The sequence below is a fragment of the Ralstonia sp. RRA genome (genome assembly GCF_037023145.1).
In the GTDB taxonomy this organism is placed as follows: Bacteria; Pseudomonadota; Gammaproteobacteria; order Burkholderiales; family Burkholderiaceae; genus Ralstonia.
Genome location: NZ_CP146094.1, coordinates 98124 through 120571 on the forward strand (window position 1 = coordinate 98124; position 22448 = coordinate 120571).

The window sequence follows — 22448 nt, forward strand, 5'->3', positions numbered from 1 at the left end:
GCCTCCTGTACCTTTTGCAGATGTAGTGCCCTTTCGGGGACATCAGTAAGATCGAGAGTATCGAATACTCGCAATGCTCGGCGGGATGGCCCACCGGAAACGCTGTGTGTACGCTTATGCTGAGAGAACGCACAACACTCAGGGTAGTCATTACCGTTCTGCAGGGAGGCACCAGTGCCACAAAAGCGTGATTAGAAAAGGCACCCCGGACCCAAAGCAACAGAAATTACCCCAACCCGGCGACAACGTGATCGCGGTTCCGTGCTTCAACGCTTCAATCTGCATCGAGAAGCCCCATAGGGCCCACGCAAGGAGCGCAACAACAGAGGATACGACTGCGATCGTCTTCAGCACCTGAACAGAATCTGGCTTTCTATAGCCGCGTCGATAAGCCAACTGCTCGCTCACGCATTGCAAGTCACGAGCGCGGCTCGGCATACCGAAACGTGCATCTTCCCTACCTTGGCGCATCAGGTATGTGTCACGCTCGAGAGATATCATGTCGCTTCTCGTTACAGAGGCACAGTGACTGCATTGCTCAACTTTGAGCAAGTGGCTTCGACTAATTCCGGACTCGTAACATTCGTGCCGTTAACTTGCACAGGTCTGTGAGTCTCAAGCATCCGAGTTGCGACTTTCGTGCAGTCTTTCTTACCGAGTGGCCACGTCGTAACGCCATCCTTTGTAGTCCGCACGACAGCCTCTTTCCTGACGAATGCGAGCTTGATTCCGTCATGGCAAATACTTGCGTCCGGCACCAGGATGCGGCCGTCGAAAGCGAACTGCTGGGAAGCACTAACGGGCGACTCCAGAACAGCCTTGCACTCCTTCGCTGTCAACGTCCCCAGATGGATATATGACGTGCCGCCATCGATGGAGGTGGTGATTGCCGCGTGTGCTGCCTGGCAAAAAGCCAGCATTGTGAGTAAAAGAAGCGAGGCCTTAATGGTGGAAGTCATGGGTCAACCTTCTCAATGTTGATGACATAGTCGAATGAGACGGGGCCCGCCACCTTCCGTGCTTCCGAAAGGGCACTCCCCACAGCCTGCTCAAGATCGCCGTCCTTGGAAACCGTGTAAACGTGCGAAAAAAGCTGAGCACCGCCACGCGTCACTGTCACTCTGATTTGCATAGTTACCCCCTTTCTCCCTCGAACCTACAGTGAACCAGCCGAGCTAGCTATTCCCTCGAAGCGGGGGTCTTCCGACAATCGCCGGCAGCCCACCTTGCAAATTTGTGGCGCGAATTGACTGTGCTTAGCGCTCCCGACCTTTCCGCTTGCCGCAGCTACTGGAGCGTGCCCCCCATGTCGCATGGCCGGCTCACCTTCGGTTCACTTGAAGGAGCGCGTCAGATTGATCACAAACGCCAGAATCTCGACGACCAAGAGTGCGACAGCGAACCAATCGGCCACACGATTGCCAACCTGATTCGCTACGTTATTTGCACCGACACTGCTCATTTCCATCACTCCATCGCTGGTTGCGGCCCTTTTTGGGGTAGTCCACGACAGCTGTTTCCAACCTACCTGGACAGGGCGTCTCGCCAGTTTAACGGTCAGGTTGATTCAGCTGCGGAATTGCAGACGCGACGCAGTCCACAGGCGCAAACGGGGCTACTCAACGGCGCTGCACCTAACCAGCGCTTTACCGGCATCTGTGACCGTCCAATCGTTGAGGCCGTTGCACTCTTGCTTCGCAAGCCACCCCTTTTTCGTCATGCTGGCCAGGGTGGTGCCGTTCGCCCCCAACTCGCTGGCCTGGTAAAAGTCAATCGTGCCGTGTTGGCTAGCGAACGCCAAAACCGCCTCCTGCTTGTCCGTCAGCTTTGTAGTCATTGCATTCTTCCTTAAGTCGGGCGCTAACACGCCGGCACCGCTCTCTGCGGAGTTCTGGAGCGCCCTACCTGAAATTGTCCCAGCCCGGTAGGCATTTTCTAGCCTTCGTGACGCAAATCGTGCGAATTCCTGGTTGTATGGCGTCGCACTCGTGAATGCTTTCGCCCCGTCTCTTAACGGCGCAATCGCCAGAAACTCCAATCGCTACCCTGGCGGTGCCCGGAGGGTTTCCGGTCGCGTCGTGCGATTTTTTTCGGGATTTGAGGTGACCTGCGCTTTCAGTCGACCAGCGGCAGCCTCAAACCTCCACGACGAACCCGAATCGGGGGCCACGTCCTGCAATGTCGCCGGGCCTTGGAGGCTGGACAGTAGCTTGAAGCATATTGCGGGGAGTAGCATTGAGATGAACGACCCCCGCCCTATACTGCCTTGCCAGAAGGCTATGCTCCGAACCACGCGTTCCAGGCATTGCGCAACAGGTCCCCTGCTGCACCGGCACAGAGGTCGAGGAACCAAACCCATGCCATAACGGTGCCAACCCACAAGAATAGGTTGTGGCGGCGGAGGTAGGTGAAGGCCGTCAAGGCGACGACCAGGAACAAGACAATGAACAACATGAGGCATTACTCCAGTTCGGCCCCTGCGAATGCAGGGCGCTCCATTCGTATAGGAAAGCCGAGTGGAGATAATTGGAGTACGTGCGACGCCTACTGCCCCGCCACTTACCGATAGGCTAACAACCCCCGGATGGCATCTCCGTCGGAGTACTTGTCCTTTGGCGCCGTACCAAACAAATTTGTGGCTATGAAGAGCGCAAACGCCATAACAGTTTCGGTACGAAGCAAATCGAGGTGATGGGGAATGAAGTTCCACGCAACGATTGCGGCGACGCTGGAGGCCGCGACACCACCCGCATACATCACAATCCGCTGCCGCCGTGAGATCGGCAAATACCGAAACTCCACGTAACCGCCGCATGGCAACAACCCCAATGAAACCGGAACGTGACCGTCTTGCCAGAGATGGATCGACGGGCCATAGCCCACTTGGATTCTGGAGGGCGGCACACCGTACAGCAGGCCGCAAATAACGTGGCCACTCTCATGGATGAAACTCTCGGCTACGAAGAGCACGCCGAGAGCGACGATGAAAGAGAAGATTTCGCTTACGTCCATCTCTTGCATCAGGGCTCGATACAAGAACCATCCGACGAACACCAGCGCGAAGGGAACCTCGACCAGCATGGTGCGGAGGATTCGTGCCCTTTTTTGTGAGTCCATTTTTGCGCGTACAAATTAGGTTCGATTCCGGAAGGAGTGAACCAGTGTCAGGTTTTCCACCCGTGTCTCAAACGTTGCCGACCAACATTGGCTCAAAAAGGAAATCACCCGGATCGCTTGCCTTCCAAATCAGCGTCCTGAGCACCAATTTCCGCTGCCACGAGCTCATCGCGCGTCCCCACGTCGCTTCGCCTCGCCTATACCTGAACTGTCACTGATCGAGAATTACACACTGATGCCAGCGCACGATGCCCCATATTGAGCCAATGTCGGAAATCGACCATGACCTGAAGCGAGCACTGATAGTCAATGGTCCGCACGCACACGGAGATGCCCCCCATACTTAACGCGAAGTGCCTCGGCATTCAGTGGAAAGCCAACCTCGTTTCCGATTTCGACGACGATTTCCCACAACGAAAGGGCGCCTTCTTGAGCAATGTAGTCGGCATAGTCGCTCAGCGTCCAACGCGCGACGCGTTGAGCATCGTCGTCCAACTCGAGAGCCGCCAACTGCGTGTAGCGGCCGTGGACAAATTGACCGGTAAGCAGGTCGTGCGACGCGAAGACTGGGCCGCCGGTCTGGCCTCCTATAGCGCTCGGAAGGCAGACGGCCGCGTCATATATGCCTGGTCCGTACTGCACCCACGAATGGTCAAATTTTTCTCCGTCCGGAGAAAGCACGACTCCGATCCGCAAAGACACCTCGTCCGCGTCCCCAGGCAGCTGAGCCTCCAGTTCCGAAAGCAGGACGTACAAAATTGCAGAGTACTTGTGGCAGGCGCCGGACGCTTCATGCCGAACCAGGTGGCGCAGTACTTCGACATAGACGATGACACTAGGCTGATGGTCGCCCATTTTTTCCGCTACGATCGCGACATCGCGTTCGAATTTCGGCAAGTGCAATCGCACTTTTTCTAGGTCCATAGACGATTTGAAGATCCGGTAGAAGCGCGGCCGGCATCCGACTGTAGAGTCTGCGGGTGTGAACTAGTACGTGACGTAAGCACAGATAGCAATGAGAGAATCAAATCGGTCATCTGCTTCCGGAGGTCCGCGTGTGCTTCGGTTCTCCGGCTCCCGAGGAACGCTAGCTCCCAACGCCTTGAATTGCGCTGATGGCCTGGTAGGGTCTTAAGTCTGGCGGCTGCGCCCATTGGGCATCATTCACCTGGACAGCGTTTGTGCTCGCGCTGCCGCCAGACCCGGCCTTGGCGCCAACGCTGTACGCCCCCTCAGTCGCTCACTTCACCCATCGACTTTGCAGAGTCGATATCGGCCGGTTCGAAGCACGGGACCAAGATTGCGTGGCGCGCTTTTGCGTCCGCCAGTGAATCGAACGGACCGTGAATGGCGCCATTGCGCGACAGCATGTACGCTGGCTGCCCTCGCACGTTCATGAGGGCGATCGCCCATCCACTTGGGTGTTCCCAACCATAGCCCGAAACTTGATCCCAGTTGTCCATTTCGGCCTCCGATACGTGCCGCCTGCAATCGAATTCGCATCGAGTTCACCACGGGAACCTCTAAGGAGGCCGAGGGAATACGCCGTATACTACTGTGTTTTTATACAGGGTCAACTATGCCGGCTGACGCACAAGCGGCGGTATGTGGAAGGCAGCGTACCGGCTACGCCCGGGAGCATCACGAAGCTTCCGAGCAAAAAAAAACCGCCGGCCCCCATGAACGGGAGCGCGGCGGCGCACTGATGCGTGGCGAAATGATGTCGCTTGCCTATCAATGAAGTTCTTGATGGTGTCCAGGCACTGAAGCGCCTCAAGATCCAAACTGCCGATCCGCCTTCGAAATCGCCTGTCGCACCAAGAGGTACGAATAGTCCGGATACTCGAACTCGGGGCCCGCGAGCGCGCGCAGCGCACTCGCAAACTCGGGGTTTTGGTCGTACAGGTCAGCGACTCGCTGGTAGCCATAGCCTGAGAGGATCGCACGCGCCTTGTCGCGGTCCGAGCCCCTCTGTTCACTATCAGCAAGCTCCCAGCACCAGCCAGTGCCCACACAGAACACGTCGAGGGTCCGTCCATCGACTTCAATTTGCTCCATTGAGGACTCGAAGACAGCGGCGGGCTCCTCGTGCACGTCCGTGACCCGCACTACACCGGCCGACTCATCGAAGGCCACTTCTGCTGGCATCAGCTGTGCGAGCATTCGGACCGACGCCGTCGGAAATAGCGGCTGCTGCCATCCGTTCCAGCGAACCCCGTTGGTGTACGCAGGGATGTCTTGGCCAGCGGCAAGCCATTCTCCGGTTACAGCGGTCAGCCGAAACGGTGGTACGTCCGACAGGTGCGGTTCACTGGATCCAACGGGCACGACCGTTACGGAAGTTGCACCGTCGTAGGTAGCGCGGTACATCTTGTTCGCGGGATCCTGTTCGCAAACAATGCTGGTAGCGCCACCGATCTCCTGCAGCAAATCGTCAAGATACTGGTCGCAATTAAAGTTGGTCCAGCACGTTGCTGACTCGCGCAGCACCTGCAACACCCGGTCGAACTGCTCCGGTATGCCGGCCGCCTCTGCAACAGCCTTGATCGCGTGGAACGGATTTTCAAACCAATCCGTCCACACACGCTCCTGTGGACCTTCCCCGCCATTGCCTTGCGAACTCATGAGTGCGCCATCCGGCTGACGATTCTGGGCCTGATTGTTGGTCATATGCTTGCTCCAAAGAAATTGCGAAGCAGGCACTCCCATTCGGAGTTGCGTGCCCCGCTTGGGTTACCAAAATCACCGGCAGGCCGGTGAACAGAGAAAGGCGTTCAACCCTACCCCATGGGGCTTTGCCCAAAAGTAGAGTTGCGCTTCATTGTTGAGGATGCGGAATCCGTCAGCCGTAGAACCAGACATGGCACTGATCCACGCCTATTGCCTTCAGTTCCTCGACGTTGTAGGTCTCCATCTTCGCTTTCGCTTTGATGATGGCCTCGAATTGCTTGAGCAAATCAACGACCGCTCGTCCCACGACGGTGTCCTCTTCAAGATCCGCGACCGCCGGCGCCAGCTGACACCAGATCTCCATATCGACGTGATCCCGAACGAATGGCCCCTTCCCACCGGCGATCGAGTGCTCGATTGCCTCCGTGTTGGCTCCGCTTCCAGTGGGAATCACAGCGCCTGCCGCCGTCGCATCCAATGGAACGTCGCTGATCTTCTCAACGGTTCCCGCATCAGAGCACGAGTAGTCGACGTGTTCGGCATCCGGCGCGACGAGGTTTCCTTCCTCATCCAAGACAGAGATCTCGAAATCGTCCAGGACAGCGATGCCCTGCTTGGAGTGAAAGATGTCCAGTGCAATGGCCGCCTTTTTCGCGTCAGTCAGTTCGCCTGCATCTACGGTAAAGAGCACACCGTACACACCCGCGACATCCTCGTCCTCGACAGACGAAAGGTCCGACGTAACCTGCCGCACATTGATGCGCAGCGGGTTTCCCTCGCCCAAGGAGAGGCCTTCGGGTTGCAGATTCGGAACGAGTCCGAGGATCCGCGCGTCGGCAGCCGGTCTCGCCAGGCGCGCGGACGGCGACATATACAAGCCAAGCAGACCAAGGAGCTCGCTGTACTCGTCGCCACCTGGACTGATCTCCCGGTCAGAAATCCGCTTCTCGAGAAGCAGGATATGCCGACGTGCTTCGACAAGCGACGACAGCGCCTCTTTGTAGACCCGATAGTTTGGGTCGCCTGGATTCTGGCAGGCCAGCTGGAGAGCATCGATGGCCTTTCCAATTGGCGAGTCAAACGGGACGGTACCCAGCCGTTCGTCGATGAACCGTGACAGCTCACCTAGATTGCTCGAGATCTGCAGTTCCGCCTCGAAGTGAGACGGCAGCACTTCTACGGCCGTGACCTTCGTCGGATAGAGCCCAGCTGATGACAGCTGCTGAACGAATTCCGCTTGGCTCGCTTGAACCGCTACCCAAACGATCAGGTGATCCGTTTTGCTCGAAGAGCCGTTGAAACCGGCAAGGGTCAATTCGAAAACATGCATTTGCCTACTCCTGAATGGAAACGCGGAGCAGGCAACCCCGTCTGGGGCTGCAAGCCCCGCAAGGGTTGGTGACTCACCGATGCCGGTGAAAATGAGAATCGGCGCTAACGCCGTTTTGGCTGAATTTAAGGCCCAGCTACCGTGCGAAATACCGATGAAGGGTACCACGATTTCCCAACAGGAAACTGCCGCCAGCGCTGTGTCACGGTGCCTACGCCAGGGCTTGTGCCGATTAGTTTCAGGGTGCGAGCACAACGCACAAATGAAAAACGCCCGCACCATCCTTTCTGGACAGTACGGGCGCCAGGCCGATATCGGCCTTCGCCGTTATCAACCTTCCTTCTCAACCTCGGCCAGCAAATCCTCAACCGAGTACTCCCCTCGCGCTCCGAGGTCGACAACATCCTCGACCTCCGGACTCGCGGCAAAGGCTTCCTTCTGCGCCGGCGTCATGAGGCGCCAGCACAATTGGAGGAGCCCCTGCAGGTCGCCGACCGTATGGTCGGCATCACCAGCATCGTCTCCGTGATTGTCTGCTGCTTTGCAGAGCTTATCGATGACCGAATCGTTCGCGGGCATTTCCTTGCTTCCTTGACAGAGAAAGCAGAGCAGACAACCCCGACGGAGTTGAAAGCCCCGCTGGGTAAAAAGTTCACCGCCTGGCAGTGAACGCAATTGGCGGCCGAGACCGTATCAGCTCTCGCGTGAAAACTTATCGCATTGCTGCACATAGCCGTCGCGATCTTCCCGTCCTGGCCAGTCCAACTTACAGCCACTCATCGAGCCTGGAAGGTAGTCGCAATTGGCGCATCCAGCACACATATCGTCGTCACTGATCGACTTCTTTCCGCCAGACACGGTGATCGGGCGCAGTTCTGCGTCCTCGTTTGGCATTTGCCTGCTCCTGAATTGAACTGCGGAGCCGACAACCCACACGGAGTCGAAAGCCCCGCTAGGGTTAAAAAGTCACCGCGGTGCGGCGTACAAAATTGAGGGCGGCACGACCTTAGTCTGCCTTCTTCTCAATGCTGAAGAAGCCGTCAAACTGGTACTTTGGAAACATCTGGCGCCACGCCCACAACTCTTGCTCCAGTTCCGCGCGCGACGGAACATACTCAAGCTTCCGGCCAGTTTGCGCATCCATCATCGCCCTGTAAGCCTCGGCAATTGCTACGCCGAGACCAGGACAAGCTGAAGCTGCGCCGCCAGAGGTACAAATTCGGACGCCTTCTAAGGTGCGCCCGTGCTCCGGTGCTACTTGGACGTACCAGTCGCCGTTGCCACCGGGGAAAATAACCAGCGCCCGCAGCTCGTCCTTCGGAAGATCGCGATCGTCGGTCAGGTACATTGCACGTTGGATATCAGTCACGATGCAGCTCCTATGTGATCAGATGTCCAGGCGACAAGTACCGGTTACCGGAACCGGAGAGGCCAGAGCTGTAACCAAGTGGTAGCCAGGGTTCTCATCACGCATTTTCGCGGCGAAGAAATCGATGGCCTCCGTTTGCGATCTCGCGACATAGATGCCGTGAGTTGGACGGATTTCCGTGGTGCTGCCATCCTTCAGCAGGACGCCCGACACCACAAATTGCATCGGCTGGCTCACGTACCAACCTAGGTCCGCACCCCGGCCACCGACACTTTGGGCGTGCACAGCAAACGCCGCCATGGCGCATGTCGCCGCGACCAACAACGTCTTGCAAAAGTTCTGCATGATTTTCTGCTCCGAAAAGGAATTGGCGGAGCAGGCGACCCCTACAGGAGCACGCGTGCCCCGCAAGGGTTTAGTGGCTCACCACGAATGGTGAAATTGAGTCGCGCCCAGTAGTAGAACGCGTTGGCTGGAGTTTCGGTCCAGCTGCCGAGTAAAAGCACCGTAAGGGTACCACGCCCAATTCCTGGTGGGAATCAGACGCGCCCAGCATGTTGGTCGACACAACTGCCCTGCTTGCCGCGGTGCCAGAGCGCCCGGCGCCCAAAAAAATCGCCCGCTCTGTCCAAACTGGACAGGCGGGCGTTGATTCCACTGAAATGGGACTACTTGCGCAGCGCGAGAAGCGTGCTGCGATGCTCGCCCTTCCCTTCGGATTCGAGCGATTCAAGCATCGCATTGCAGCGATCCGCCCATCGGTCCGCCTTCTCGGCCCCCATGCTGCACCGATCGGCACTGCACGGATCGGCCAACAGCGCGGCCAAATTGCCAAGCGCCAACTGTAGGATTTTTGCATCCTCGCCAGTCCACAGCACGTCTTTGCCGTGCAACTGGTTGACCAGCGCGCAGACCAGGTCATGCTGTGCACTCAAACCTACTCCCTCGATGCCCAGGCGTCGCTCGTCAACCGAGCTCGTCGAGTGCATGTATCGGACGCCGGATCCGTGCCGACTGCAGGACACGAAAAACAGGCCCTGTTTCGGGTTCGTTACGGCAAACGCGAAAGGCTCCTTGTCGTTGCCGAAAAACAGAATCCCATTGGGCTTCTCACGGTAGAACCCGCTTTGCTCTTGTCTGGCTCGGCCTTCAAAATGCACGAATCGGCGCCCATTGACGTCCAGAACAGGGGCCTCGGTCGGCCGGCGGTCGGGCATTAGGAGAGCCACTTCCTTCATGGCTTCCACCTCGGTCAGATAGAAGAGCTCGGCATTACCCCAGCCTTGTCTGCCATCCGAACCAACGAATGTCACCGACGGTGCGGTTGCGCCGACTTCCGTTCGGATGCCATGCCAGGTGATGGTTACGGGCTTGACTTCAGCGCTGACGAATACGTCGTCCCGCATGGTCTGCACAACCTCGTACAGGGTGAACGGCACTTCCTTTCCGACGAGATCTGCCGCCGTTGCACGCGTAGGAGGCGAAACTTTGATTGATTGCATATCCTGCTCCTGAATGTAGTCAGCGAAGCAGGAAGCCCTCTGCGGGACAACTTGCCCCGCGTGGGTAATGGACACACCGACTGGCGGTGTATAGGAATCGCGATCCGCGTCGGGTTCGCGTTGGCTGGAGATGGACCAGCGGCCATGGAAAACAGCGCAAGCATAACACGCGAATTTCCTGATGAGAAATTGAGGCGCAGCAGTGACGGAAACGCCTTAATCACCTGCGTTCCTTCTTCTCTCAGCTGCGTGTCGTGCTGCCAGACAAAGAAAAACCCGCCGCCTCCTATAAGGAGGCCGGCGGGCTTGTGCTGCTGGGCCGGACTTGCGTCAGCAACCAGCGTTCATGGCTTGGTCATGGCCGTCATTCGGCATCCATTCGGGAATATCCTGCACGGCGCCGAGTACAGATTGCAGCTGCGCAATCGCGATCTCGATCCGCGCACTGGCCTGCTCGCCTGACGAGCAGTCTTCCGCGCTCGAAAGTTCGGTCATCAGGAACTTCAAGACACCATCGCCACAGCGGGCCACTGAGCTCCGGAATTCCTCCTCCGATTTGCTGCAAGCCAGATATGAAAATTGACCCCTCGCATACTTCTCAAGTATCGCCCGCTGGCCTGGATTCAACCAACCCAGCGTCTCGTCAACGACGGCGGGTGGCGAAATCGCACCATAGTCGCCCTCCACCTGCGCATTCGCGTAGGTCATCAGAGCCCTGGCGGTGCCTGGATCAACGCTTGCGTCGAACGTGAGGTCGAACAGACCGGCGATATCAAGTTCGGTCGGTTTTGTTGTGGCCGCATACCGCGCGAAAATCTCAGCGTCCACAGGCTCTTCTCTCTGGAAGAACACGGCCAGCCTTGCACCAGGGCACTCCACGTGCTCGACCATCGCAACCCACAGGCGCGGCTCTTCAGCCGCTTTCGCCGGCGAACCGAGCGAAGGGTCGTCGCGAAGCGCGCGCACTACATCCGCCCATGCTTCTGCTTTGGTCGCAAAGTTGCCGGCGCTTGACTCCACACTCTGCCAGCCGGGCTGGCTCAATGTCCACCACCACCGACCAATCAGGTCTAGGCGATGTTCAGCCGTTCCTAACTGGACCTGGAACCCCGCGTCCCGCGCGGCCACAACATCGGCAGCGGTGATGCGCACTGGCGCGTCGAATGGGGGCTCAACCCAGCTAATCTGATCTGGTGTCAGGCCGTGCTTGCTGGCTGCTTCCGTCTTTCGCTGGATGGCGTGAGCTGAGGATTGATACGCCCGGGCGACCGCAACATGCTGGGCGTGAAGCACGGCGTTCGCGTCGGCTGCGATCATTTCTTCCACGCTTGCGTGGCCGAGGGCCTGTGCCTCTTCCAGTTCAGTTACTGCGTTGCTTGCTTGCATCTTCTTGCTCCATATTGGATCTGCGAAGCAAGCAACCCCATTCGGGGCTGGTTGCCCCGCGAGGGTTGGTAATGGTCACCGGTGCCGGTGAATATGAATGCCGTTAGGTCGATCGAAATCAACGTTCCGAGCTTAGGGATCAACTAGCGGCTGTTCGTCTAGGACGGCGCGGCCTGTACATCACCGCTCCCGGCCGCACTCCGTCTGGCGGGCGATCGGCTGGCCACGGAAGTTACGCCAATCGGTGCTGTTGCTGCTGCCGGCCGGAAGGATCTCCGGTGCATCCAGTGGGCCGCCGGCGTCGAGGTCGTCGGACATCTGACCGACTGGCCCATACAAATGCGACCGACCTGGCATGTTGAGACAACGCACACCTTGTCGCTGACGGTGCCCGCCGGTACAGATGGAGTTCACTGACATGTCCTGCTCCTCGCATTAGATTGCGAAGCAGGCAACCCCTTGCGGGACTGCGTGCCCCGCGTGGGTTATGTAGATCACCACATAGTGATGAATTTGAATAGCGGTGGCCCTAGGTCGAACCACCTGGCTGGATATCGGACCAGCTGCCGGTAGAGGTACCTCGCAAGGGTATCACGGATTCCTGCTGGGAAGCAGGGAGTGTTTTTAGGCAAAGAAAAAAGCCCGCCATTCCCCATTTTCAGGAGAACGACGGGCTTTGGGGCTACTGCACCAAGAGTGGTCGGGGCCTTTTCCAACTAGGAACGGCAGGCACAGGCCGGGGCAGTCGGCGTAGTTCGACGTCCCAGTACCGGCTGGTACTGCGTACCATCCCAAACTTCCAGATCCTGCTCCAGGACATCCGCCCTGGACCTCCGGGCCTCGCGCAGTGCGTCGCGGTCGTCAGACGCACCAATCATGATCCAGCCATAGCCAGACCGGCAGCGATAGGACGTGAGCCCAGGCGCGGCCAAGGCCCGACCGCACTGATTGAACTGACCGTACTTGCTCATGTCGTTCCACCTGCGCGATCGGCCAACTGAGTGTACGCCGCCGTAATGGCCGGGTGCACTTTGCTTGGCGCTGCACGTACGAATCGGACCGCCGCAACATCGTGGTCTCCGATAAACGCCGTCATCGTCCGCACGATATCCGTACAGAACGGGCTCGTGTGTTGTCCGAGCCAAAAGCAGAACACGGAACCATTGATGTTACCCGGGCCCTCACTGACCGGCAGACCGTCGGCCATCTGGGACGGCCACGAGTCGGTCCAATCAGCTGCCGATGCCTCTTTGACGCTGAAACTGGCGCCCGTGCGCGGGTGCGTGATCTGCAGCTTTCGCGTGACATCGGGCAACGGCAATGCTTCACCGCGGAGTTCGTCTGCCAGCATCCAAGCTTTCGCGCCGTCGAAAGTAGGGAAATTCACATCCAGGCGGCTGCCAGGCTCCTTTCGTTCCCAGCAAACACCCAATCGACCAGACGGATAGAACGGGCACTGCGTCAGCACTCCCTTGCCTTCGGCCTCCGGAACATGAAACGGGTTACCGGGACGCCAGCGGGGGTCATGCTCAGTGGGGATTTCGCACCAGTGCGTTGCCTCGAAGCCAGACTCCACATAGGCGGTACGCGGTGCGTCAACGCGACCCTCAGCGCACCAGGTGGAAACCCGACTGTCGTTGGCGTTGAAGAACACATAGCGCTTGCCCGGCACCGGCTGGCGCGCTGTGACCGTGTTGACGTGCTGCAGCCATACGCCCTCTGGTACACCGACGCGCGGAGCCTCATGTTCGCGCAGATTGTGGATGCCATACTGTTCGAGCTTCTCGCCGGTATTTTCGGAAATTCGCGTCTGCGTATTCCACTGCAACACGCAGCCATCGCGATCGAGACCGACAACCTCTTCGTCCTCAAGGGTATCGATGGGGATCAGTTCGTCCTCGAACGCATCCTGCTCAGCGCCGTCCTCGAGACGAATTTTGAACATTGGGCCGACTTCTTCGATATCCGCTTCCTGCTCGGTTAGCGGACGAATGACAGTAGCGGTGACGTTCCGCTTTCCTTCTTGTGCTGTCGAGAAAAACAGCACTTCCTGGTGCTCGCCCGGTAGACGATTTTGTGACATACCTGCTCCTATGGGATACGCGAAGCAGGCATCCCCAGTCGGGACACTCGCCCCGCATGGGTTCAAATTCAATTTGATGGTTAGCTGTCCGCCAAGACGTTCAGCTACCGTCCAGCAAATGCCTCACGCTTAACGTGGCATGTCGACAGTCGCCAGTTCAGGCGCTCGTTCGACGCCCGGCCAGCACCGCACTGTAAAGTGCGACGACATCCAGCTCTCCGCTTGCGATTTCCTTGAGGGCGTCATCTGAGAGTGCTGTGAGAATGCCGATCGAGCGAGATTGCCGCCCGATTTCAGCAGCTTGCCTCCACTGCTCCCGGCTCATTTGGGCCGCTGCAGCGTTGGGATTCGCGGACACAAAGCCCACCAGAGTGTGCTTCACTTGCCAAAAAACACTCTTCTTCATGGATCATGCTCCAAGATGGATGCGGAGCTGACATCCCCAAGCGGAGGTATGCTCCCCGCTTGGGTTGATTGAATATCACCGCATTACGGTGACGCGGCCAACTTCGGCCAGTATCGGCTAGTTGCGGTCTAGCTACCGTTGGAATACTGCGCAAGATTACCACGGAAGAATTCCTATCAGGAAGCTAGCCAAGGCGAAGCTCAGTACAGTTTCCGCCACGGCACTTCCCTCCCCGGCCCCTCGGAGCCGCAGCACGTTTCTCAGATCGAAATGAAAAAGCGCCCACCGCCTCCCCGTGAAGGGAGCGCGGCAGGCGCCAATTGGTACTGATCAGCTCTGCTGCGTACTCGCTGTTGCAAGCTTGCGAGCGCGTAGCTCAAGGTGCGGATAAAGCGGCAATTCCTTTAGCATCTCAACTGCCTTGTCAGCGACAGCAAGGCGGTCACCCCAACGCAGGAGGTCCTCTTGCGAGTAGTCGTTGTTGATCTCGACCTTCATGTCTCTCAACTCGAGCGCATCCGTCAAGAGCGACTCGAGCACACCTGAAGGTTCAACTGCGACATGTGCGGAAGTCTCATCTTCGTAGTGACGAACAGCGCGCCCCATCTCCGACAAGAAATCCACACCCGTTCTGTCGCAGTGGTGCATCAGATCGCACAGAAGATCTCCGACCACGCTCTCTTGCTCGCAGTTGGTTGCGCGCTGAAATGCGTCCAAAGCTTGGCGGGCCCACATTGCGCGTTCATCGTTCAAGCCGTCCAGGTCAGGAACGCCTTGCACTACGTCCGCCGGCTCACCTTCAACCGCGGCATGCGGCGCGATGTCGATGAGGAAAACGCTGCCGGGATAGCGCTTCACCAATTCTTCTTGGACCGCGCTCGCGTCGGAAAGACAGACAAATCTCACCGCCTCTTCTATGTTCGACGTCTGCGGCGGCGTTGCCGCTGGCTCGCCGCCGACGTCTTCAGGACTATGCGCTACATAGGAATTCGGAGGAGTCTGACTGGATAGAATGACATAGTCTTCCCCGCCCTTCGGCTTACGGTAACGTCCCAAAGTTTCGGGGAAGTCGTCGAACTTCACGATCTCGATGCCCGGACCTGTGTACGAACCGATTTCACAGTACACATGTACGTTGTCCACAGCGACGCCGGCCCCTTGCATTTCAGAGATCAGGGCCTTGTAGGCGTCACGATTGAACAATCCATCCACGACCGCAATTACCCGCTTGGCTTTTGCATGACTGGCAACAAGAAACCGGTACCCGTCGTGCAGTGTCAGACCAACCATACTGCCCCAGTCGCTCAGGACCTTGCGCTTCAGCAGCGCCGACGGAATGCGATCTTGCAAGGCCGACCACATCGCCGCAGTCCTGGCGGCATCCAGTTGATCCTGATCGATCTCGCCCAGGCTTCGCACACCGAAGAATTCCAAGACGCTGCTGACGACCGCGACCGTGTACGGGCCGTTGTGCCCCAACTTGACAGCGTCAACCAGTGCATCCGTGGAATCCCGGCAGTCTTGCAGCTCATGGATCTGAGTCAGCTGCAATGACAGCACCTTTTGCGTGACGTCGATGCCGTAGCCTTCGTCAATGTCCGTGGCGTAGTCGTTGATCCACGCCTGAGGCTGAAAGAATGCCTCGATTAGCTTGGTGTGCACCGTGCCAGTGTGATGTTTTTCCATGAACCTGCTCCTGAATTGGTATCGCGAAGCAGGCAGACCCTTTCGGGGCTGCGTGCCCCGCTTGGGTTTAGAGACTCGCCTTGGCGGCGAGGTACTGATCACCGATTAATCGACGACGGTGTGGTTGAGTCGATATCGGTGGTTAGGATTCCAGGCGGTTAGTCAGCCGCACCAGGATCTGGTCATCAGGGCTCGTCCCCGGCCCGTAAATGTCGAAATTCTCGACGCAGAGCCGGAAGATGAACTCCCACGCATGGTCGGGCATCTCATGAGCTTCGGTGCCGTCAAAGTCCGACGCAGGGTTGACCAGCACAACGACGTCGGAATGCTCGGTCGGCTCCCCGCCTTCGTGCCAGGTGAATTTCGTCTGGCCGTTGTTCAACCACGCGATGAACGCTGGGTCTTTGAACAACGCGGGCGCGTTCACAACCAAAGACTGGGCGCGTTTGACCTTCAGCTTTGGATCACGCAGCAAATCAAGAACCATTTTGATGCTCCTGTTGAAACGTGCGGAGCAAGTCCCGCGCAGGGCTGCTTGCCCCGCTTGGGTTGATAGAGTCACCGGAGAACGGTGAAATTGAACGAGGCCTGATCAGGCTTCGCTTTGGCTGGTTCTGGCCCAGCTACCATGCAAAATCCGTATCAGGATAGCACGAAATTCCCAACAAGAAGCTGTGGCACCTTTTGCCAGTATCGTCTAGCCGCATCCTGCGCGACTGCGCTGTCACGCTCAAATTTCACAGCTCTGTGTGACGGGATCATGCTTCTCATTCGGCCTGTACCCTGTTTGGTGCGGTAGTGGATCTGCAGGGAAAGGGAATACCCCTCTACAATGCTGGCAGTCCGTCCCCGGTCCGTGTTCGCAGAACGGAGATAGCGGCTCTCCCCAGTGAGGTGGGCGTCTGCTTGACATCGCGTGCCCCTGCCTTAACGGGGACGCATCCAACCGTCTGGACCATTCTCGAAGCCGCGCTTATCAGTACGACTGAGCGGAATGCTCTTAAGGCCCGGAAGCCGCTGCCGAATCATTGCAAGGGCTTTTCGACGCACTCTGTATTCCTCAAAGGCGTGCCAAGCGCAACGAAGAAGCGCGCCTGAGGTAGCGACAGCGACGATTGAAGCGATAGTCATGAGACCCATTGGAAGCCTTGCGGTTGTACTCCAGATGCAGAGACCATCAGCGATTGCACGTTGATGAGCTTGGATTCCAGCTCACGGTCGGCCATCCTGCTTCGGGGGCAAAAACGACTTTCCCGCACGGACCGCACCGTACACAACGGTATGCCCGACATCGCCAGTATGGAAGTTGAACTCATACGGCACAGCGGGACTCGGCTGCCAGGCGGGAACGCCAGCAGCTACGCATTCTGCGATAGATGCGCTGGACGCTGAGGTAGCAACTTCGGGGAATGACAGATCTTCCGGAAAGCACTCGACAAAGTTCGAAGTGCTGTTCTTGATAGCCTCAACGTACGCTCGGGCAGTTGCCTCGTCCGCAAACGTCATCGCATGGTCGATTGGCTGATGCATGGTCGAAAACAATGCCGTATCGAACGCGTGATAGAGCAATGTTCCAAGTGAGGCCGAATGAATGAGGACCCGCATACAATTTCCTATTGTTCAGTCGGCTTATCGTACTGCCGACAGTTGTCGCAGTATCCATCCACAACACCATTGTCGTCCAACAGTTGATGGCTATCCGTGTACCAGTGGCAGCATGGACATTTCTCGACGTTGTGATCCAACAGCAAGGCGGTCAACTCTTTCTGTGTCATACCGTTCGCTTCAATGACCCTTTCAAACCCATTTCCGAAGCCGGTCACCGTATCAAGAAGCTCAGCGATTTCCACGTCGTATCCTATGCAGTCCGGCGGGGTATCGCCGATTCTTGCCGCCCCTGTCGGCTATTCGTCGCTATCAATCGTTCCATTGCCAGTCGGTGATTTCGCTCTGAAAGGGCGACGTTCATCAGTGCTCGCCGCTCCTTCACCGCTGGCGAGGCGAACCTTTCAATGTGCGCGTCAATCTCGGAAGTGGTCATCTTCTGCGTCTGCCTGACAGTCAGGGCAAATGACAAGCGCGACCAGCGCGTAGGCATCAGTGGGACGTCACTATCGATGTCCCAAGCCGCAATGCCATCTGGTCCAAGTACTACAAAGCCCTTCGGCAGACTCTTGCGCCCTGCAAGTCGATCCCACAATTGCATCAACATATGAAAGTCCTCTGAGCCTACTTCCAGGTGCCTGAAACGATGTTCGGATGAGTACGCATCGAAATTTGCCGTGCGCCGTCCTGAAACCTCGACGCATCCTCTTTGGCCAAGCGCACGGCCTCGGAATCTGGAAACGTAACGGCGACCGTATCGGCCGCTGCCTCGTACCATCTGGCCATCGCCTCGTAGTACATCTTCCATATCCTCGCTTGCTTGCAATCCCGCCGTGGCGGCTTCGGTTGCCCCGACGAATCTGACTTCTTCATATGCGCTCGCCACTTATAGGTTCGCTTTGGCTGAATCGACGCGGAAACAAAGTCCATCCACCGCAAAGCTTCCAGATGCACTCAAGGCTGTCGGTTTGTGTGCTGGTGAGCCGCAGCCCTCAAGATGCCCGAGACCACCTCAAAGACACATGCAGCAAGTGCAGTAGCAAATATCACTGCATGAAGAGGATGTTCCACGTACCAGTCTGGTTGGAACACGCGGACAAGCAAGCACAGGACCACCTGAATATAGGTGAAGCGCAAGAGTTTTTCGAAGAGCTCATCCATTCGTGTCTTCCCTCTAGTGTTGACCTCGTTTGACGTCGGCGACCCGGCGCCATATCAGCCCGGCCTGACAGCACCCTGCCAGGACAACGAGAAGTCCCCAAATGCCAACAGAAAAGTCCCGCTGTTGAATCAGTAGCGCCGCAACAGCGAGCGCGGCAGCAAGGGTCAAGCGCAAAGCCCAATCGCACTTGGATTCCCGACTGAAAAGCAGCAAGGCGACGTCACCAATCGCCAAGACAACCAGCCCTACAGCGGCAACATCAAAAACACTCATCACCCGTTTCTCACAAGTTCGGCCTGCCAGAGTTGTGTTACCCCGACAGATACCGAGTGGTCGCGTATAGCGCAATGGACACTATCGACGAAAATGCCCCTTCACTTGAGCATCAAGCCCATCTTCTGCTGCCTTTGAACGCTGAAACGGCTAACCGCGGCGCATCCCGGTCCCGTTCAGCACACTCCGTAATCATAGGCAACAAGGCGTCCAGCACGATTGACTCCGACTTGGCCTCCATCCACGCTCATCACCCAGTCAGGCTCATGGCCAAATCGACTCACAATTTCCTGGCTGGAAAGCGGGTTCACGAACTCCATGAAGACGACCGGCACCTCATCGAACACGGCCAAGCGTGTCCGGGGATACTGAATATGCCATTCGCAGCCTAGACTTTCCGGAGCGTTCGACACGGACCCTTCCCAGTCATTGTCCCGGATTCCAAGAAAGTTCTTGGGCAATTTGACGACATAGCCGCCCCGCATCTGGAACACGTTGCGGGTGCGGCCCGCCCATGCAGCAAAGGATCGGCGGGCAAAACGTTCATGGAGCCCCATTAGGACACCGTCTACGTCTTCGTCAACGTAAACGAAGATGCCATTAGGGTGAGAGAGCTCCTGCTCATCGGTTGGGTTGATGATGATCGATTGCATCGTCACAGTCTGTCACGTGGCACTGGCAATATCCCGATGATTTTCTCAAGCGGAAGACACGTCGATCGGCATCTTCCTAAGCAATGTGGTGCACAGTGAGAAATAGCCGTTCTCCAAGCGCGGCGCAAAGTCACGTACCCACTGCGCCGCGAGCGGCGAGCGCAGCGCCGCCTCCACACGGTTGAGCACTCCCGGCTCAGCAGAAACGATGCTCAGGTTGTGGTTGATGGGCAAGATTCCCGGCGGCACGCGCACAGCCTTTGGCGATGTCGCGATCCTCGGCACCAATAGCGACTCACAGGACAAATCCATGCGGTGAAACGTCTCCGGTGGCATCCAAAAGACCCCACGCCTGCCGCGAGCTGCCATTTTGTGCATATTGCGCTGCAAATGCTCCATCACGACCTGACAAGGCTGTTCGCCCGGCTCAGTCTTTATCGCAAATCGCTTAGGCACTCCAAGACTGCCACCGTCGATATCGTCGGTATCAACGGCCGGCACCAAATACTCACCAGGTAGTTGTGCGGCAACGTCTTCGTCCACGACGAAAATTCCTGGAGTCCCAAGCCACGGCGCAATTCGTACCTCGGCGATTTGTTCAAGCGTAGGCATGCCCTCGTAGCGGCTTTCATCAACGCCTGGATAGATGGGCCTCTCGGTTAGGACACGGACGTCCTGGAGAACTTCGGAGCCCTCGTCCGACTTTGCTGTTGCATTCAACACGACAGAAACTGGGTGGATTCGTGGCGGCGTTCCAGCGCGACGATTCTTGGGGCGGTAGAACACAGAGCCGGCATCCAAGCGCTCAAGATGGGAAATCGCCAGTCGGGCCCCCAATTCTGCTCGCAGCTGCGACGCACCGGAATTGAAGAGCCATCGATCCGAAGTCACCAGACCGATCTGGCCATTGGGATGGATGGATCGACTGCAGCGCTCCAAGAAGCTATGCAGAAGATCATAGGCAGCGAACGCCGGAACGTGTCTGGAGTATTCGTCCTGCAGAACACGCGGGACATTCACCCAGCGCAAATATGGAGGATTGCCGGCCACCGCATGGTAAGTAGGTGTTCGAGGCCCTTCTGTGAGGAAATCGCGGTTGTGAACCATCGACTCAGCCGCCTCGGTGGCAAGGGTATGGTCATAGCCATGTCGGCTTAACGTAGCCGCTACTCGCGCACGTGCTTCGATGCACGCGCCTGCGTGAACCTCCCAACCTTCGACTTGGGCCCGCAGACTGTCAACACTCGGACGAGCCTGGCCGCTGGCGGCAAGCAATTTTCCAAGAGCACGCTCAAGGAACATTCCGTCACCGCAACTTGGATCGACCAACTTGCGCCCATCACGTGGCCAGTCAAGCCGACCAAGGAGGTCATCGACGACCGGGGCTGCCGTGTAGATAGCCGTCGCGTGATGCAACCGCTCTACCGCTTCTGTTCGCGCCAGATCTACTTGTGCGATGTGCGAATGTTGATGATCAATCGTTTGTTCGGGCATTGCGAGTTCCTCTAGGCACCTGGCACTCTGCATCTACCTCTGGGTTGACGTGGGGGTGCGGCGCGGCGTTTGCGATTGAAGCCATCATGCCGCGGCTTGATGTGAATACAAGCCCGCACGGATCCGCGAAATGCGGGAAGCAATCAGGAAGCGGTGCCGAGCGCCTAGTCGCTCCAGCACTCGTACCACCGCCTCATGCCGGAAAACTCCCGAGATAATGAGGGACTACTACGCTTCGGACCCACTTCGAACGGTAGCCCAATCGGCGTCGCCTTTGTCGACGGCTTCCAATCTGTCGAGCACCTTCCCAATCCAATCGCGCATGTTGGGTGTGAACATTCGGATCGCACTTCGCAGGCCTGGAATGTCGAGTGCCTCAAGTGACGCTGCGTTGTTGCGCCGCGTCGCCAACGTCTTTGCGATCAAGTGCTGCAATTCCGAACGGAACTGCTCGATATAGGCCTCCGGCTCCGCCCCCCAATTGAGTTGGCACTCCTCACCAGGCTCGTCGGTCCCTTCGTCTGATTCCGACTCAACAGTGAAAAACGCCCGCTCTACCGCCGCCAAGCACAAAGATCGGCGTTGCGCATTGGCTGCATTCGCGAGAAGGATCGGCAGCGTTCTCGCCGCCGGTCCTACGCCGAAGATTTCGAATAGCTTTTGCAGCGCTTCTGCATTCGCCCGCTGGGCCGGAATCGATTCCGACGTAGCGGCCGCGTTGGCTTCATGCCCCTTGCAGCAAGAGATGGGTGCAGTCTGCTGCAACTCGTGCAGGACGCTTTCCTCGATCACGCGCAGATTGATTGACTCGTCGTCCACCCATTCGCCACGATCGTGGTCATACCGGTGGACAAACAGGCTACGCTCATGGAGCTCTTCGGTGGGCTCGCCCTCCATCTCTGGGATGGTGTAGCTATCGAGTGGCCCGCCATAGGTCGGGAGCAAGCCCAGCTCGGGATGTTCCAACACCATGAAGAAATCCCGGCGCGTAATGGGGCACTTTGATGGGAATGCAGCATGCTTCGCTGCCCCGTGGATGAGCTCGCTCGCCGATGCCCCCTCTGAAGCTAGAAGCGCCCGGGCAACAGCGGCCCAAGTTAATGAATCAACCGGAGTCTCCGCGGATGGCGACCGCTCGATGATGCTTTTGGCCACCTTGAGTAGGTAGTCGCTCGCAGTGGTGCCCCTGGTGTTTGCGAAAATCGTCAGGACGTCGTCGTTAGTGAGCTCCATCGGCTCGGCCTGCGGGCCGGGGCCGGAATCGACCGGGTCACCCACTTCCTCGGCCGATGGCTCGGTACTGCCCCCCCACAGAGCCTTCAATATTTCCGGACCGGACGGTAAGACCTGCGCCGATGCATGGGACAGGTAGGCCGCGATCACAGCTTGGCTTTCCCGCGCCGTCGCCTGCTCACCAAGCATTTCCGTGAGTTGGAGTTCCGACGTACCGAGGCGCGCGCGCACCTCCTCAAGCGCCATTTCGAAACCTGCCAACTCAGGGGCATTCCGGGCGCATGCGAGAGCTTCTACATCCGCCAGGACCTTGAATACGGCGGCAGCTACGGCGTCGGCGCGCAAGTACTCGATATCGCCCCCTCCGGCACTGTGCGCACACCACGTGACGTGCTTAAGAGCCTCGAAATCTGCATCACGCGGGCAATCATCTCCAATTTGAAGAAAGACCCGTTCCGGACAGTTCGTCAGCATTTCGT

The 22448-nt window shown here is 57.8% G+C and carries 26 protein-coding genes; all 26 read right to left on the bottom strand.

Annotated elements, in window-relative coordinates; genetic code table 11:
• Positions 1–512: 512 nt before the first annotated feature.
• A complete protein-coding gene (locus tag V6657_RS29625) occupies positions 513–959 on the bottom strand; it encodes a hypothetical protein (RefSeq protein ID WP_024979543.1) in 447 nt (148 codons plus the stop codon).
• Between the two features lie 374 nt (positions 960–1333).
• A complete protein-coding gene (locus V6657_RS29630; RefSeq protein WP_257784479.1) occupies positions 1334–1462 on the bottom strand; it encodes a hypothetical protein in 129 nt (42 codons plus the stop codon).
• Between the two features lie 153 nt (positions 1463–1615).
• A complete protein-coding gene (locus V6657_RS29635; protein WP_024979542.1) occupies positions 1616–1837 on the bottom strand; it encodes a hypothetical protein in 222 nt (73 codons plus the stop codon).
• 440 nt (positions 1838–2277) lie between these two features.
• A complete protein-coding gene (locus V6657_RS29640; protein ID WP_248694815.1) occupies positions 2278–2454 on the bottom strand; it encodes a hypothetical protein in 177 nt (58 codons plus the stop codon).
• A gap of 105 nt (positions 2455–2559) precedes the next feature.
• Positions 2560–3081, bottom strand: a complete 522-nt coding sequence (locus V6657_RS29645) for a site-2 protease family protein (RefSeq protein ID WP_231973493.1) — start codon at positions 3079–3081, stop codon at positions 2560–2562.
• Positions 3082–3423: 342 nt separating this feature from the next.
• The gene (locus tag V6657_RS29650; protein WP_231973495.1) at positions 3424–4014 is read right to left on the bottom strand and encodes a transposase; all 591 of its coding nucleotides are present in this window, start codon (positions 4012–4014) and stop codon (positions 3424–3426) included.
• Between the two features lie 335 nt (positions 4015–4349).
• Positions 4350–4580 (bottom strand): hypothetical protein, encoded by a 231-nt coding sequence (locus tag V6657_RS29655; protein WP_024979539.1) that lies wholly within the window; start codon positions 4578–4580, stop codon positions 4350–4352.
• A gap of 310 nt (positions 4581–4890) precedes the next feature.
• On the bottom strand, positions 4891–5787 hold the full coding sequence (locus V6657_RS29660) for a hypothetical protein (protein ID WP_024979538.1): 897 nt from the start codon (positions 5785–5787) through the stop codon (positions 4891–4893).
• A gap of 172 nt (positions 5788–5959) precedes the next feature.
• On the bottom strand, positions 5960–7117 hold the full coding sequence (locus tag V6657_RS29665; RefSeq protein WP_338756002.1) for a hypothetical protein: 1158 nt from the start codon (positions 7115–7117) through the stop codon (positions 5960–5962).
• A 330-nt stretch (positions 7118–7447) separates the two neighbouring features.
• Positions 7448–7696, bottom strand: a complete 249-nt coding sequence (locus tag V6657_RS29670; protein ID WP_182557884.1) for a hypothetical protein — start codon at positions 7694–7696, stop codon at positions 7448–7450.
• Between the two features lie 114 nt (positions 7697–7810).
• Positions 7811–8011 (bottom strand): hypothetical protein, encoded by a 201-nt coding sequence (locus V6657_RS29675; protein WP_080693751.1) that lies wholly within the window; start codon positions 8009–8011, stop codon positions 7811–7813.
• A 112-nt stretch (positions 8012–8123) separates the two neighbouring features.
• Complete coding sequence (locus V6657_RS29680) at positions 8124–8486, bottom strand: hypothetical protein (RefSeq protein WP_024979536.1); 363 nt, start codon at positions 8484–8486, stop codon at positions 8124–8126.
• 18 nt (positions 8487–8504) lie between these two features.
• Entirely contained in the window at positions 8505–8831 is a 327-nt protein-coding gene (locus V6657_RS29685) for a hypothetical protein (protein WP_024979535.1), read from the bottom strand.
• Between the two features lie 323 nt (positions 8832–9154).
• Positions 9155–9988 carry a hypothetical protein gene (locus V6657_RS29690; protein ID WP_024979534.1) on the bottom strand — a complete coding sequence of 278 codons (834 nt, stop codon included), beginning with the start codon at positions 9986–9988 and terminating at the stop codon, positions 9155–9157.
• Between the two features lie 330 nt (positions 9989–10318).
• Positions 10319–11374: a hypothetical protein gene (locus V6657_RS29695; protein ID WP_024979533.1), complete on the bottom strand. Its 1056-nt coding sequence runs from the start codon at positions 11372–11374 to the stop codon at positions 10319–10321.
• A gap of 180 nt (positions 11375–11554) precedes the next feature.
• Positions 11555–11692, bottom strand: a complete 138-nt coding sequence (locus V6657_RS29700) for a hypothetical protein (protein ID WP_231973502.1) — start codon at positions 11690–11692, stop codon at positions 11555–11557.
• A gap of 649 nt (positions 11693–12341) precedes the next feature.
• Positions 12342–13457, bottom strand: a complete 1116-nt coding sequence (locus tag V6657_RS29705; RefSeq protein WP_024979531.1) for a hypothetical protein — start codon at positions 13455–13457, stop codon at positions 12342–12344.
• Between the two features lie 157 nt (positions 13458–13614).
• Complete coding sequence (locus V6657_RS29710; RefSeq protein ID WP_024979530.1) at positions 13615–13863, bottom strand: hypothetical protein; 249 nt, start codon at positions 13861–13863, stop codon at positions 13615–13617.
• 330 nt (positions 13864–14193) lie between these two features.
• Positions 14194–15549 (bottom strand): hypothetical protein, encoded by a 1356-nt coding sequence (locus tag V6657_RS29715; RefSeq protein WP_024979529.1) that lies wholly within the window; start codon positions 15547–15549, stop codon positions 14194–14196.
• 142 nt (positions 15550–15691) lie between these two features.
• Entirely contained in the window at positions 15692–16036 is a 345-nt protein-coding gene (locus V6657_RS29720; RefSeq protein WP_024979528.1) for a hypothetical protein, read from the bottom strand.
• Between the two features lie 725 nt (positions 16037–16761).
• A complete protein-coding gene (locus V6657_RS29725) occupies positions 16762–17154 on the bottom strand; it encodes a hypothetical protein (RefSeq protein ID WP_024979527.1) in 393 nt (130 codons plus the stop codon).
• 8 nt (positions 17155–17162) lie between these two features.
• Positions 17163–17399 (bottom strand): hypothetical protein, encoded by a 237-nt coding sequence (locus V6657_RS29730; RefSeq protein ID WP_024979526.1) that lies wholly within the window; start codon positions 17397–17399, stop codon positions 17163–17165.
• Positions 17400–17778: 379 nt separating this feature from the next.
• Positions 17779–17955, bottom strand: a complete 177-nt coding sequence (locus V6657_RS29735; RefSeq protein ID WP_231973504.1) for a hypothetical protein — start codon at positions 17953–17955, stop codon at positions 17779–17781.
• 810 nt (positions 17956–18765) lie between these two features.
• Entirely contained in the window at positions 18766–19242 is a 477-nt protein-coding gene (locus tag V6657_RS29740) for a hypothetical protein (protein WP_037032544.1), read from the bottom strand.
• Positions 19243–19287: 45 nt separating this feature from the next.
• On the bottom strand, positions 19288–20736 hold the full coding sequence (locus V6657_RS29745) for an N-6 DNA methylase (RefSeq protein WP_024979520.1): 1449 nt from the start codon (positions 20734–20736) through the stop codon (positions 19288–19290).
• A gap of 228 nt (positions 20737–20964) precedes the next feature.
• On the bottom strand, positions 20965–22443 hold the full coding sequence (locus V6657_RS29750; protein WP_024979519.1) for a hypothetical protein: 1479 nt from the start codon (positions 22441–22443) through the stop codon (positions 20965–20967).
• Positions 22444–22448: the final 5 nt, after the last annotated feature.

Coding starts and splice junctions, on each gene's coding strand:
- V6657_RS29625 (WP_024979543.1), bottom strand. CDS start 959: ATGACTTCCACCATTAAGGCCTCGCTTCTTTTACTCACAATGCTGGCT.
- V6657_RS29630 (WP_257784479.1), bottom strand. CDS start 1,462: ATGAGCAGTGTCGGTGCAAATAACGTAGCGAATCAGGTTGGCAATCGT.
- V6657_RS29635 (WP_024979542.1), bottom strand. CDS start 1,837: ATGACTACAAAGCTGACGGACAAGCAGGAGGCGGTTTTGGCGTTCGCT.
- V6657_RS29640 (WP_248694815.1), bottom strand. CDS start 2,454: ATGTTGTTCATTGTCTTGTTCCTGGTCGTCGCCTTGACGGCCTTCACC.
- V6657_RS29645 (WP_231973493.1), bottom strand. CDS start 3,081: ATGCTGGTCGAGGTTCCCTTCGCGCTGGTGTTCGTCGGATGGTTCTTG.
- V6657_RS29655 (WP_024979539.1), bottom strand. CDS start 4,580: ATGGACAACTGGGATCAAGTTTCGGGCTATGGTTGGGAACACCCAAGT.
- V6657_RS29660 (WP_024979538.1), bottom strand. CDS start 5,787: ATGACCAACAATCAGGCCCAGAATCGTCAGCCGGATGGCGCACTCATG.
- V6657_RS29665 (WP_338756002.1), bottom strand. CDS start 7,117: ATGCATGTTTTCGAATTGACCCTTGCCGGTTTCAACGGCTCTTCGAGC.
- V6657_RS29670 (WP_182557884.1), bottom strand. CDS start 7,696: ATGCCCGCGAACGATTCGGTCATCGATAAGCTCTGCAAAGCAGCAGAC.
- V6657_RS29675 (WP_080693751.1), bottom strand. CDS start 8,011: ATGCCAAACGAGGACGCAGAACTGCGCCCGATCACCGTGTCTGGCGGA.
- V6657_RS29685 (WP_024979535.1), bottom strand. CDS start 8,831: ATGCAGAACTTTTGCAAGACGTTGTTGGTCGCGGCGACATGCGCCATG.
- V6657_RS29690 (WP_024979534.1), bottom strand. CDS start 9,988: ATGCAATCAATCAAAGTTTCGCCTCCTACGCGTGCAACGGCGGCAGAT.
- V6657_RS29695 (WP_024979533.1), bottom strand. CDS start 11,374: ATGCAAGCAAGCAACGCAGTAACTGAACTGGAAGAGGCACAGGCCCTC.
- V6657_RS29700 (WP_231973502.1), bottom strand. CDS start 11,692: ATGTCCGACGACCTCGACGCCGGCGGCCCACTGGATGCACCGGAGATC.
- V6657_RS29705 (WP_024979531.1), bottom strand. CDS start 13,457: ATGTCACAAAATCGTCTACCGGGCGAGCACCAGGAAGTGCTGTTTTTC.
- V6657_RS29710 (WP_024979530.1), bottom strand. CDS start 13,863: ATGAAGAAGAGTGTTTTTTGGCAAGTGAAGCACACTCTGGTGGGCTTT.
- V6657_RS29715 (WP_024979529.1), bottom strand. CDS start 15,549: ATGGAAAAACATCACACTGGCACGGTGCACACCAAGCTAATCGAGGCA.
- V6657_RS29720 (WP_024979528.1), bottom strand. CDS start 16,036: ATGGTTCTTGATTTGCTGCGTGATCCAAAGCTGAAGGTCAAACGCGCC.
- V6657_RS29725 (WP_024979527.1), bottom strand. CDS start 17,154: ATGCGGGTCCTCATTCATTCGGCCTCACTTGGAACATTGCTCTATCAC.
- V6657_RS29735 (WP_231973504.1), bottom strand. CDS start 17,955: ATGTACTACGAGGCGATGGCCAGATGGTACGAGGCAGCGGCCGATACG.
- V6657_RS29740 (WP_037032544.1), bottom strand. CDS start 19,242: ATGCAATCGATCATCATCAACCCAACCGATGAGCAGGAGCTCTCTCAC.
- V6657_RS29745 (WP_024979520.1), bottom strand. CDS start 20,736: ATGCCCGAACAAACGATTGATCATCAACATTCGCACATCGCACAAGTA.
- V6657_RS29750 (WP_024979519.1), bottom strand. CDS start 22,443: ATGCTGACGAACTGTCCGGAACGGGTCTTTCTTCAAATTGGAGATGAT.